The sequence below is a fragment of the Bacillus sp. E214 genome (assembly GCF_008087365.1).
In the GTDB taxonomy this organism is placed as follows: Bacteria; Bacillota; Bacilli; order Bacillales; family Pradoshiaceae; genus Pradoshia.
The window spans coordinates 687,628-699,704 of record NZ_VENN01000001.1; the positions used below are offsets into that span (position 1 = coordinate 687,628).

Here is a 12,077-nt window from a genome sequence, read left to right on the forward strand (position 1 = left end):
AAAAAGTATAATATTCATATATTTATTTATCTGTTGTTTTTCGTTATTAGATTCTATAAGAAAATAAATGCAAATCCAATCGTTCTTAGTTTAACTTTTATTGAAGTGGACCTGGCTTGATCTTTTAGTATAATTAGATAAAGCTTTATTTAACTAAAATCTATATAAACTCGTATAATTGGAGGCATAAATGGTAAAAATTGAAGAAGCATATAGTTTAGAATATGGGGAAGTAATTGATGTTGAGAAGGCTTATGAACTTTTTTGGGACGAGTTAATAAAGGATAAAAGAGCTTTTGAGTGTCCAGGTTGTAGTTTGAAAATAACTGGGGCAAATATTGATAAAGAAAGAATAGAAATGAAAAACACACCTCATTTTAAATCTTATGGTGAGCATGATATAGGTTGTAGCTATAATGTGAAAAAATTAAAAGGAATAAATACTATAAGCCAGACTAAAAAAAGAGAACAATCATATATTGATAATCAAATAGATTCATTCTTTTTAGAAAGACCAGAGAGTCACCAACATGTTGGAATAGGTCAACATATGAAGTCTGAAAATAACGATAAGGGATTCATTCAACAAAATAAACGAAAAAGAGAGGATTATCAAAGGAAAAAATCCTCTAACTATTATAGTATTAAACCTTTGATTTCTAAATTTATTAAATACACAAATGAAAATAAGACTGAGGAGAACTACATAAAAATAAAGGGTTATATGATCTCGTATAAAGAAATGTTTATAGATTTTGCCCAAGTAGACTTAAATAATATAAGTCCTTATAAAAGAATTTACTATGGTGAGGGTGAAGTGCGTTTTATAAAAGGTAAGGGTGATTATATTATTTTTTTCAAACCTGGTATAAAAAATAATAATAATAAAGAGACTACGCTTTATTTATCGAATGAAATTATCCAAAAAAGTTTAAACAAGAATAAATGGATATCTGAGTTGGAAAGTTTATCTACAAATCAAAAGAAAGTTAGATTTTTTGCTTATTGTAAAATTTCTAATAAAGAAACATTAAAAAATATTAATTTAAATTATTTATCAAATTTAGATTCCTTTGATTTTAGGATATTGTAATATTTCATTAAAAAGAGTAAAAGTATCTCTAAAAAACTATATGATACAAAGATAAGTAGTTGCTTATGGGGATGTGCTCCCCAGGTACTGCTTTTTTAATGGAATTTAACAGAGAGTCTATTACGTACGCTTATATAGGTATTTTAGTTATTGGGATGAATGAAGAGAATCACTAATATAATAATCAAATTGGAATGAAAATTAATGAGAATGTTAATCTTTGAGATTGAGCAGAATATGTTAAGAAACTCTTAGCGTAATATTCCTAATGGATAGGTTTAAAACGAGTGTATTTCTTCGATTAAAACCAAGATTAATCAATCCAGTTACGAAAAAAAGGTGTCAAATCAGTCTATAATACTGATCAGACACCTTTTTAATTACTCAATATCAATAGTTTGCTCTTGCTTCGCTTGCCATAGTTTGAATTTCTCGAGATCTTCAGTTATTTGCTTAATCGTAAATCCGATAATGGCTGCATCATCAGCAAAACCAAGACCTACAATAAAATCAGGGATAAAATCAATAGGTGATACAAAATAGATAATGGCTGCGATTATAGAAATAATCGACTTTTTAGGAATCTCTTTATAATCACCCTTTACCCAAGAGCGAAACATGGTGATAAGTAATTGAAGATTGTCCCATACCTCTTCCAGTGCATTTTTGTTTGTATTTGATTTCGTAGTTGCTTCATCTAATAGCTCATTTGATTTTTTTGTATTATTTAAATAGGTTTTGGCTGAATCGATGTATTTTTTATATTTATGTATTCCTTTGTTTTGTTCTTCCATTACTCATTCCTCCTAAACGACAACTTGTTTACATTTTAAGGTATATTTCTTCAACTAACAACATTTCAGTGATTGGCTTGAAAATAAATTAAATACCTCTCATTAGAAGTGCTGCTTAATGTCTTTTTCCCTAAATTTGTGTATACTAATCCTATCCTGAGAAAAATTGAGGTGTATAGAGTTATGAGTAAAAGTCGGGCTAGAAAATATAGGTTGAAATTGGAGAGGGAAGGCAAGCGCAATCCTGAGACTCTACGGGGCGGCCTATATACAATTGATTTGAGTACAAGAATGACGAAAACAAAGAAGGATAAAATGGAACAATTTAAACATAAAAAGAGATTTCAGCATCTAACAAAGGATGAGGGAATCTCTTTTTATTTGGCTCTAAGGAGATGTGTATAAAAGGAGTCAGTATTTTAGTCCATGGCACTGAGACCTTATACTATTCTATGTACTGAAACGATTAGTGAAATGGTGAACCAAAGGCCAAGCACGCACCTCAATTTTTTTGCAAAATGAAATATAGGCATTTCACCATTAATATCAATACCTTGCTTGGATAGAACGGAATTCTTGCTGAATTCTGCTTCTGCCTCTTGTAATATCCAAGGGTCATGTAAAATATCACAGCGAAGCGGTACTCCTGATAAATTTAAGGTATAAAAGCAGTAACGCTCGGCCATCCATTCCTCGAAAGACCCTTTAGCTGCCTGAAATGGTTCTGAAATTGGTCTATAGCTACAGGCTAACTCGATTTCATGGTCATGTAGTCTCTTACTTTTAAATTCAATGTTTGTATCATTAGTCTGGATCTTCATATCAGTGTACCAATACGGTAAGTGGTATAGTGTTCTAGCCCCTTTTACAGCAAGCCAATTGGAAGCATCCAAACTAAAAAAGTACACACCTGGCTTTCCATTGAGAATGACATATGTACGAACATTTAGCTCAGGAAATTGATCTGTTCCTGGAATAGGGGGTAATCCCCGGAGTCTAATACCCGACATACGAAACGGTACAACCCCAATCCAGCATATGCCATTATATGAATCCAAAGGGAGCACTTCAGGTACTAACTTTCGTAATACTTCATATTTAATTGGATAATGGGCAAATAAAAGATCGCTCCATGTCTGCTTCATTGTCCAAGGTAAATTCGGGAGAGCCCATGGACGATGACTGTCATCCCATTGGTTTTTATCGAGCTTTAGTTGTTCTCCCAAAGCCATCACTTCCTTAACATTTTTTTTGGAATTGAACTCCTTCTAAAATAATCGTTACCACTTTACTGAAGTTAAGTAAAACTACATCAAAAGTTTAAAAAAACATCATGAGAATTAGCATTGATTTTGCAATTTTACATGGAGAGAAACAACCTAATTAATACCTATTATACCGTTAAATTGAAATGATTTTATATTATTAATCTATTTTAAAGTAACTATTGTAGATTTAAATTCAGGATCTTACAGATAAATGTAAGCCTTGTAGAAAGAACTTTCCAACGTGAAGAATTAGATGGGTTTGTAAGTTTCCTATGGAATCGAGATGCCAGTGGTCATATTGAACCCGCTATTTCATCTGTGGATAAAAAATAAGAAAAGAAGAAGCGAGACAAGAACATACATGGATCCTATAAAAGTCTTATAGTTATAAAGTTCTCTAATACCGGTTATTAAAAATAGGACGAATAAATAAACAAAAAGTAATTGCACCAAGGAGAAGACTCTATATGAAAAAATATAACCCAGTAAGAAAAACGTAAGTAAGCCGGTTAACACCTGTATGAACCGGAGCATGAAAACAATCTCCTCATTTCTATATATGTAAGATACCTTTCTCCATCCTCAGCAATTTGCTTCGCGTAATATCGTTTACGCCTTCAAATGTATGAAACCTCTATAATAAATATTGATTAGGTAATTGTTATATGATTGATTACTGAAGCACCTTAATTATAGGGTTAGTATTAATAGAACTTATCTTAAGGTTAAAGTTCATCTAAAAATTATTTAAAAATAATAAAAGTGTGAAAAAAGAATTGAATAAAGACCATTTAAACTGACTATACTGGTTAGATGTTACTCGCTCATGTTCAGATTATAATGATTTATGTTAAGATAAGAAAAAAATGAATAGGGCAGTGTGAAGCATAAATGGAAAAACAGAAATTGGTCGTGATTATTGGACCAACGGCAGTGGGAAAAACCAAATTATCAATCAATTTGGCCAAGAAGTTCAATGGTGAAATTATAAGTGGCGATTCAGCACAGATTTTTAAGGGTATGGATATAGGAACTGCTAAAGTTACAAAGGACGAAATGGAAGGGATTCCTCATTATTTAATTGATTGCAGGGAACCATCTGAATCCTATAATGTTTATGATTTTAAGCAAGAAGTGCAGCAGAAGATTAATGATATAACGAATAGGGGAAAGCTTCCTATATTAGTGGGTGGTACCGGTTTGTATATTCAATCCGTCCTCTATGATTACCAGTTCCCTGAAACCACAGCAAATCCTAATATTCGAGAAGAGCTGGAAGAACGAATTGAACAAGAAGGGCCTGATGCTGTTTATCAAACACTTGTTGAGATTGATCCCGTTGCTGCAGAAAAAATACATCCTAATAACACAAAAAGAGTTATCCGTGCTTTAGAGGTATTTTATGATTCAGGAAAGCGTTTCAGTGAACAGGAACAATCCACAGAGAGAACATTATTATATGATGTGGCTTTGATTGGATTAACGATGGACCGCGATCTTTTATATAAAAGGATCAATGAACGAGTGGAAGCAATGATGCAGCAGGGTCTTGAAGAGGAAGTCAGAAAACTATATGCAAAAGGATTAAAAGATGCACAATCCATGCAAGCAATTGGATATAAGGAATTTGAGGGACTCTTTGAAGGAACTGAAACACGAGAAAATGTTATAGCTCAAATACAGCGGAATTCCCGTCGGTTTGCAAAAAGACAATTTACTTGGTTCCGAAATAAGATGGATGTTCACTGGTTTGATATGACCAATTTGGCTGATTTCGAAAAAATTTCTGAAGAAATATCGCTTGAAGTGGCAGGAATGCTCGCTTTAAAGGCGAATAGATAAACTATAGAGAGAAAAGAGGAGGCAAAAAAATGAAACAAGGAATCAATATTCAAGATCAAATTTTAAATCAATTGCGTAAGGAAAATGTATATGTAACAATCTTTTTACTTAATGGATTTCAGTTACGCGGACTGATAAAAGGGTTTGATAATTTTACAGTCTTAATTGAAACAGAGGGTAAACATCAACTGGTCTACAAACATGCGATTTCAACATTTGCTCCTCAAAAAAATGTACAAGTTGACCTTGAAGGTTAAGGATAAGTACGGCAGACTCCCTCTACGGTGAGTCTGTTTTTTATTTAACTGATTTTTTCATTCTGTATGGAGGGTGTTGGGAATATAAATAAGGAGAGGAAATATAATTATTTTCCGGGCAATCGCAGTATGTGACAATCAGGCACACCTTTATTGGTAAAAAATAAATTTATATTGTAGTTTCAGGGGTGCCCTTGTCTATTTTGCCTTCACTTTGTCGAATGTGTTAGGTAAAAAAGGGGGGACACGGCTTCATTAAAGAGGTGATCAAATGGAGCAACAGCCAATGCGAGTGAGAAATAATGGGCAAATTAATGTTGTATTGAAAAATGGTCAAGCAAAGGCTCAGGTTAAGCCGATTCTAAATGTTCCTCCATTACCAAAGGATATACCTTCTCATCATATAGCCCTAAAAGAAATTGAAGCTGAATTGAATAGTCTCGTAGGCATGGAGGAAATGAAAAAAGTTATAAAGGAAATTTATGCATGGATTTATGTGAATAAACAACGGGAAGTAGCTGGCCTTAAGGCTGAAAAACAGGCGCTTCATATGATGTTTAAAGGTAATCCCGGTACTGGAAAAACGACGGTCGCACGGCTTATAGGAGATTTATTTGTAAAGATGAATGTCTTGAGCAAAGGCCACTTAATCGAGGCTGAGCGGGCAGATCTTGTAGGAGAATATATAGGACACACAGCTCAAAAGACGAGAGATTTAATCAAAAAGGCAATTGGGGGTATTCTTTTCATTGATGAAGCCTATTCTTTGGGAAGGGGTGGTGAAAAGGATTTTGGTAAGGAAGCGATTGATACATTGGTAAAGCATATGGAGGATCGGCAGCATGAATTTATTCTTATTCTTGCCGGATATTCACGGGAAATGGAGTATTTTTTAACCTTGAATCCAGGCCTGCAATCCCGTTTTCCGATTGTCATTGATTTTCCGGATTACACGGTTGATCAATTAATGGATATAGGGAACCGAATGTTAAGTGCCAGGCAATACGTTTATAGTCTGGACGCGGAAAGAAAACTGCGCGATCATCTATATTATTTAACAAATGTTCTACATCTTAAATCCTTTTCCAATGGTAGATATGTAAGGAATGTAATAGAAAAATCAATCAGAACTCAGGCAATGCGTCTTTTGCTGTCGGATCAATATGAACGTCGGGAATTAATGACCATCCGAAGTGATGACCTAGTGTTCGATACGTTTGAGTAAGAGATACGAATAAATATGAGTGCCCCGTAAGCTGTCATAAAGCTTTTGGGGCATTTGTTTTTTTGAGAAATAGTCATAATGAAATATTTCTAAGATGGTGATTATTAGTAGGTTAGAATACTAAAATCAAACGCAGGGAATTAACGAACTACCACGTCTAAGTAATCTATTAATAATTTAGATTTTGTGGTAAATTTTAGTTAGTTGCATAGGTTGGAATGGTAGATTTTATATTAACAATCTCTTGCCATAAAGATCGAGAAGTGGAATGAGAGTAGAAGGTTAAACGAGATGAATTTGATAGAAGAAATTATATTTACAAGCAAACAGGTAATAATTGATGCAGATTGTAAAAAAGAAGATTTGATTGTTTTGTTAAAAAACACCGGTGAAAATACGGTTCAATTAAACGGAGAACTTATTTTAACTCTTCCCAAGGGTCACCATATTATTCGATTCACAAAAGACCATTTCTGTCTTTTATACAATACGACTCTATCTTTTTATTCATTAACGGGTAAATTTGTATCTGAATTTGAGGTTGGTTCACATATTCATGAGTTATTTCCTTACAAAGATGGCGTTCTATGTACATATGGAGATGAAGGTGTATATGGAGAGGGTATTGGAAACAATATATTGAACTATGTATCTCCATTCAGTGGTTTAGAGTCTTTTTATAACAAGGCTATCCACTATAATCTTGACTATAATCCTCTGTTTGCTCGATACAAGCCCTATGCTGGTATCAATCCAGAGAGAAATGAGTTGGTATTACTCAACGAGCAACTTGAAGAAGAAAAAACGATGAAAATTCCTTTTGATACAGGAAATTTAATTACCTTTGCACTTACCTACAAATACGGCTTATTTATAGAAGAAAATAAACTATGTGTATGGGAATTTGAAACAACAAAATGCATTCTTGAGTATAAGAGGGAGTTCTCTTCTAAAATCAGAGCTATTTTTCATCGTCATGATTTTTCATTTATAGAGATTTCTGATTATGAGGTAAAAGGATTCATGCCAGTTGTGGAGTATGGCACTTAAGGTAATCAATACAGATTAAAGAGCCTTGCTAAGAAAACAGCAAGGCCCTTATCATTTTTCATCTAGACTATATAAATACGAATCTATGAAAGTGGATTAGTAGGATATTTATGTAGTGGATTCTTAATCAGTAACTTCTCTTAACAACTGGTAGATGCCATTCATATAGATAAGAAAGCATTCGTAAAAAGGTAATAATAATAAATAAAAGGTATAATTCAAGGTTGGATGTCATCGTTCCGAGGCCGATTAAGAGACCTGCAATACCTGCCCAAATTGCGTAAATCTCAGATCTTAACAGTATTGGCTTCCTGCCTGCGAGGACATCTCGTACGATACCGCCGCCACTTCCTGTCAGGATAGCAGCAAATACAACCGCAATAAGCGGTAAGTTCATTTCCGTTGCTAGTAAAGCGCCCTGTACAGCGAATGCGCTTAAACCGATTGCGTCAAAAAAATTCCCCCACCTGTTCCAATGCTTTAAAAGCGAATGCTGAAATAAACAAACAATAGTTATAGAAATGAATGCGATAAAAAATAATCCGTTTTGTTCCCAAATATGGATTATTGGGATCCCGAGCAGCAAATTGCGAATGGCACCTCCCCCAAAGGCTGTTACAAATCCGAGTAAATAAAGGCCAAATAAGTCATATTCCTCTTCCATCGCCACCAAGGCTCCGCTGGTCGCAAAAGCGATTGTTCCGATAATGCTTAATACATCCCATGTCATACTTTTTTCTTTTTCTCCTTAAATAAAATTCAAATAATCATTTAAAATCTGGCTAATTTATCATATCATTTGAATACAGTGTTTGGAACGGGTGATTTTTTTGGTATGATAAGAAGAATAGTGAACTATTGAGGGAAGTGACATAATGGAAGAAACATATGAAAAAGCTATACTAGTTGGTTGTCAGCGAGAAGATATTGATGACAGTCGATTTGAATCCTCTATGGAGGAACTTGAATCACTAACGGAAACTGCCGGAGGGCAGGCTCTTGTATTAGTGTCTCAAAAGAGAGTTAAGCCTCATCCTGCTACATATATCGGAAAAGGGAAAGTCGAGGAGCTTATTGCATTAGTTGAAGAGCTAGAACCGGATGTCGTAATCTTTAACGATGAATTGTCTCCCAGTCAAATACGAAATCTAGGTAAAGAGCTGGGAACTAGAATCGTTGACCGTACCCAGTTGATTTTAGATATTTTTGCTCAACGTGCGCGTTCTCGCGAAGGTCAAATGCAAGTAGAGTTAGCCCAATTGCAATATATGCTGCCAAGATTGGCGGGGCAAGGTACTGAATTATCAAGACTCGGTGGCGGTATTGGAACGAGGGGACCGGGGGAAACCAAACTGGAATCTGACAGACGCCACATTCGACGTCGCTTGGATGAGATCAAAAGGCAGTTGGATTCAGTTGTTAAGCATAGGGAACGTTACAGAGCACGCAGAAAACGAAATAATCGTTTCCAAATTGCATTGGCTGGCTATACGAATGCCGGTAAATCAACCTTGTTTAACCGTCTGGCTGAAGCGGATTCTTATGAGGAAAATCAACTGTTCGCTACCCTTGATCCGATGACCAGGGAATGTCTTCTTCCATCTGGATACAAGGTCCTTATCAGTGATACTGTTGGATTTATTCAGGATTTACCTACCTCCCTTGTTGCGGCATTTAGATCCACGCTTGAAGAAGTGACAGAATCCGATGCCATTTTACATGTAGTGGATTCTTCTCATCCTGATGCTTATAATCATGAGAAGACCGTTCAAAAAATTATCGAGGATTTGGGTGCTGAGGATATTCCTCAATTGATTGTCTATAACAAAAAAGATGCCGCCCATTCTGAATTTGTACCGACATCCAAGGAAAAATCCATTCATATATCTGCTCGTCAGGATGAAGGGATTCAACAACTCCTTTTAGAAATGGAAAAATTGGTTGAAAGCTTTATGGAACCATATTCCGTAATGATTCCAGCTAATGAAGGGAAAATTATAGCCCGGTTAAAGGATGAGACAATCGTTAAATCAACCGAGTTTCATGAAAGCAATGAGACCTATCATCTAAAGGGACTTGCTTTAGCAGACCATGCAATCATGGGAATTATTAAAAATTATGAGTAGGAGTAGGAATACAACATGTTTGAACAATTAAAGAACGGTGAGAGAATTAAAGAAACTGTTCAGGAAACTGAAAAAATGATTGCTGAAAGATTTTTAGAAATTGAAGAAAATGTAGACTTTAATACAGCGAAGGTATTGAAAGCCTTCCAGGAAAATCAGGTTAGTGATGCCCATTTTAATCCATCAACAGGTTATGGGTATGATGATATGGGAAGAGATACATTGGAAAAGGTGTTTGCTCATGTATTTGGAGCCGAAGCGGCACTTGTCCGCCCGCAAATCATATCTGGAACACATGCTATTTCAACTTCCTTATTCGGCGTGTTACGCCCTGGAGATGAGCTTTTATACATCACTGGAAAGCCATATGACACGCTTGAAGAGATTGTTGGCATACGCGGAAGTGGTATAGGATCCTTAAAGGAATATCAAATATCCTATCAATCTGTCGCTTTAAAGGAAGATGGGTATGTTGACTTTGATGCAGTAGCAAAAGCCATTAAACCAAATACGAAGGTAATTGGAATTCAACGCTCAAAAGGCTATGATAACCGTCCATCATTTAAAATTGCAGAAATCAAGGAAATGATTCAGTTTGTAAAAGCTATCAAACAGGATGTCGTTGTCTTTGTTGATAACTGCTATGGAGAGTTTGCTGAGAAAATGGAGCCTACTGAGGTTGGTGCGGACCTAATGGCTGGTTCCTTAATTAAAAATCCTGGCGGAGGTTTAGCGAAAACGGGTGGTTATATTGCCGGTAGAGCTGATTTAGTAGAACGATGCGCTTATCGTTTAACAACACCGGGTATTGGTGCTGAGGCGGGTGCTTCCTTGTACAGTTTATTGGAAATGTACCAAGGATTCTTCCTGGCTCCGCATGTTGTTGGACAATCCTTAAAAGGAGCAATCTTTACAGCAGCTATGTTAGAAAAATGGGGATTTAACCCTTCACCTACATGGAACGAACCAAGAACAGATCTAATCCAATCAGTCCAATTCCATGACAGAGATAAGATGGTGCTGTTCTGTCAGCAGATTCAGTTCGCTTCACCAATTAACTCTCATGTGACGCCATATCCTGCCTATATGCCTGGATATGAGGATGATGTAATCATGGCTGCCGGAACGTTTATCCAGGGAGCGAGTATCGAATTAACGGCTGACGGTCCGTTAAGACCGCCATATACCGCTTTTGTACAGGGTGGTCTAACGTACTCACATGTTAAAATAGCCATTTGCAAAGCGATCGATCAGATGATTGAAAAAGGATTAATTAAGTAACTGATAATAACTCCCTTATTTTTGGAATAGGGGAGTTTTTTATTAGTAAAAATGGTCAGTGTGAGTTACAAGTAACCGATTATTTGCAGAGCGTGGGATTCAAAGTGAACTCTGTTTATCTATATCATATTAGCTGTTTATTGAATGGCATCGCATAGCATAGGTGTCTGAAAGGTGGAGGATAGGTGTTATGCTGCACCCATGGCACACCTATGCCGCACCTATGCGGGGTCAAAGGTGTCTGGAAGGTGCTGAATAGATGCTATGCTACATCTTTGTTACACCTATTCCTAATTAAAGGTGTTTGATAGATGTAAGATAGGCGTAGGATACCGTGGCTTTCCTGCATCTTCTATACACCTCTAGTGTGTCTGTGCAATATCTTTTCTGTATCTTGGTGTATTTGCTCCATAGAGGTAGGTATACTTTTTAGTGGAAAAGAGTTGAATTAATGTGTAAATAGAAGTGCTTTTTTATGTGAAATTCAAAATAAGGACCAGCTTGTTGCTTTTATTCATAAATTAATAGGTTAATTGTCTGAATTTGGGGTAAAAGAAGTAAAGCAGTTAAAATGATACATTACTCCAGAGATTCCATGTCAGAAAACCTTACATATGATTGACAAAGAAGTTTACATGGCATAAACTAACAATATCAAGAAGAGGTATTGAAGGAGGATGTAGTGGTGAGCGGTAACATCAGAAGAACCATGCCACTTTTTCCAATGAGTATTGTCATGCAGCTGACCGATTTAACTGCACGTCAAATCCGTTATTATGAAGAACACAAATTGGTTTATCCAGCCAGAACAGAGGGTAATCGAAGGATGTTTTCGTTAAACGATATTGATCGTCTTTTGGAAATTAAAGAATTGCTTGATCAAGGCATAAATATGGCTGGAATTAAAAAAATTCTTGAACCTTCTATTTATAATGAAACTGAAATAATTGCTAAAGATGAACATTCTAAAGAAGAAACAAAACCAGAATTGACCAATGCGCAATTAAGAAAATTATTGCGTGATGAAATTTTGAAGGCTGGCCGCTTTACAACGAGAGGCAGCAACCAATCTGGTGATATGCATCGGTTTTTTAATTAAAAATTAAAATATAAAAAGCTTTATTATTTAAGGAGGAAAAAG

General features: G+C 35.6%; 11 protein-coding genes and 1 pseudogene. 9 read left to right on the forward strand and 3 right to left on the reverse strand.

Translation table 11 applies throughout. The features are described from left to right. Positions 1-190 precede the first annotated feature (190 nt). The gene (locus FHY47_RS03205; protein ID WP_148629640.1) at positions 191-1,093 is read left to right on the forward strand and encodes a hypothetical protein; all 903 of its coding nucleotides are present in this window, start codon (positions 191-193) and stop codon (positions 1,091-1,093) included. Between the two features lie 380 nt (positions 1,094-1,473). Here FHY47_RS03205 and FHY47_RS03210 read toward each other — a convergent pair whose 3' ends face one another. Beyond that, positions 1,474-1,887 (reverse strand): YkvA family protein, encoded by a 414-nt coding sequence (locus FHY47_RS03210; protein WP_066104258.1) that lies wholly within the window; start codon positions 1,885-1,887, stop codon positions 1,474-1,476. A 183-nt stretch (positions 1,888-2,070) separates the two neighbouring features. Between FHY47_RS03210 and FHY47_RS03215 the strand changes: the two genes are divergently transcribed. Continuing rightward, complete coding sequence (locus tag FHY47_RS03215; RefSeq protein ID WP_148629641.1) at positions 2,071-2,292, forward strand: hypothetical protein; 222 nt, start codon at positions 2,071-2,073, stop codon at positions 2,290-2,292. A gap of 45 nt (positions 2,293-2,337) precedes the next feature. Here FHY47_RS03215 and FHY47_RS03220 read toward each other — a convergent pair. Next, positions 2,338-3,032, reverse strand: a pseudogene (locus FHY47_RS03220) (YqjF family protein). Between the two features lie 1,014 nt (positions 3,033-4,046). On the opposite strand from FHY47_RS03220, the gene miaA reads away from it, so the two are divergent. The 4 genes from miaA to FHY47_RS03240 all read left to right on the forward strand — a co-directional run bounded on the left by miaA (position 4,047) and on the right by FHY47_RS03240 (position 7,529). After that, positions 4,047-4,997, forward strand: coding sequence for a tRNA (adenosine(37)-N6)-dimethylallyltransferase MiaA (gene miaA, locus FHY47_RS03225; protein WP_139891113.1), 951 nt, complete (start codon positions 4,047-4,049; stop codon positions 4,995-4,997). A 29-nt stretch (positions 4,998-5,026) separates the two neighbouring features. Next, entirely contained in the window at positions 5,027-5,254 is a 228-nt protein-coding gene (hfq, locus tag FHY47_RS03230) for an RNA chaperone Hfq (protein WP_066104248.1), read from the forward strand. 271 nt (positions 5,255-5,525) lie between these two features. Further along, positions 5,526-6,479: a stage V sporulation protein K gene (gene spoVK, locus FHY47_RS03235; protein WP_066104245.1), complete on the forward strand. Its 954-nt coding sequence runs from the start codon at positions 5,526-5,528 to the stop codon at positions 6,477-6,479. 291 nt (positions 6,480-6,770) lie between these two features. After that, positions 6,771-7,529: a hypothetical protein gene (locus FHY47_RS03240; protein WP_148629643.1), complete on the forward strand. Its 759-nt coding sequence runs from the start codon at positions 6,771-6,773 to the stop codon at positions 7,527-7,529. Positions 7,530-7,656: 127 nt separating this feature from the next. Here FHY47_RS03240 and FHY47_RS03245 read toward each other — a convergent pair whose 3' ends face one another. Next, positions 7,657-8,259: a trimeric intracellular cation channel family protein gene (locus tag FHY47_RS03245; RefSeq protein ID WP_148629644.1), complete on the reverse strand. Its 603-nt coding sequence runs from the start codon at positions 8,257-8,259 to the stop codon at positions 7,657-7,659. 145 nt (positions 8,260-8,404) lie between these two features. Between FHY47_RS03245 and hflX the strand changes: the two genes are divergently transcribed. From hflX to FHY47_RS03260, 3 genes are all read left to right on the forward strand, one after another. Continuing rightward, on the forward strand, positions 8,405-9,655 hold the full coding sequence (gene hflX, locus FHY47_RS03250; protein ID WP_066104235.1) for a GTPase HflX: 1,251 nt from the start codon (positions 8,405-8,407) through the stop codon (positions 9,653-9,655). Positions 9,656-9,670: 15 nt separating this feature from the next. Then, on the forward strand, positions 9,671-10,936 hold the full coding sequence (locus tag FHY47_RS03255) for a methionine gamma-lyase family protein (protein ID WP_139891110.1): 1,266 nt from the start codon (positions 9,671-9,673) through the stop codon (positions 10,934-10,936). 685 nt (positions 10,937-11,621) lie between these two features. After that, a complete protein-coding gene (locus FHY47_RS03260; RefSeq protein ID WP_066104229.1) occupies positions 11,622-12,035 on the forward strand; it encodes a MerR family transcriptional regulator in 414 nt (137 codons plus the stop codon). Positions 12,036-12,077 lie beyond the last annotated feature (42 nt).

Bases quoted from the DNA above. Each gene is read 5' to 3' on its own strand.
- FHY47_RS03205 (WP_148629640.1), top strand. From the start codon at position 191: ATGGTAAAAATTGAAGAAGCATATAGTTTAGAATATGGGGAAGTAATT.
- FHY47_RS03210 (WP_066104258.1), bottom strand. From the start codon at position 1,887: ATGGAAGAACAAAACAAAGGAATACATAAATATAAAAAATACATCGAT.
- FHY47_RS03215 (WP_148629641.1), top strand. From the start codon at position 2,071: ATGAGTAAAAGTCGGGCTAGAAAATATAGGTTGAAATTGGAGAGGGAA.
- miaA (WP_139891113.1), top strand. From the start codon at position 4,047: ATGGAAAAACAGAAATTGGTCGTGATTATTGGACCAACGGCAGTGGGA.
- hfq (WP_066104248.1), top strand. From the start codon at position 5,027: ATGAAACAAGGAATCAATATTCAAGATCAAATTTTAAATCAATTGCGT.
- spoVK (WP_066104245.1), top strand. From the start codon at position 5,526: ATGGAGCAACAGCCAATGCGAGTGAGAAATAATGGGCAAATTAATGTT.
- FHY47_RS03240 (WP_148629643.1), top strand. From the start codon at position 6,771: ATGAATTTGATAGAAGAAATTATATTTACAAGCAAACAGGTAATAATT.
- FHY47_RS03245 (WP_148629644.1), bottom strand. From the start codon at position 8,259: ATGACATGGGATGTATTAAGCATTATCGGAACAATCGCTTTTGCGACC.
- hflX (WP_066104235.1), top strand. From the start codon at position 8,405: ATGGAAGAAACATATGAAAAAGCTATACTAGTTGGTTGTCAGCGAGAA.
- FHY47_RS03255 (WP_139891110.1), top strand. From the start codon at position 9,671: ATGTTTGAACAATTAAAGAACGGTGAGAGAATTAAAGAAACTGTTCAG.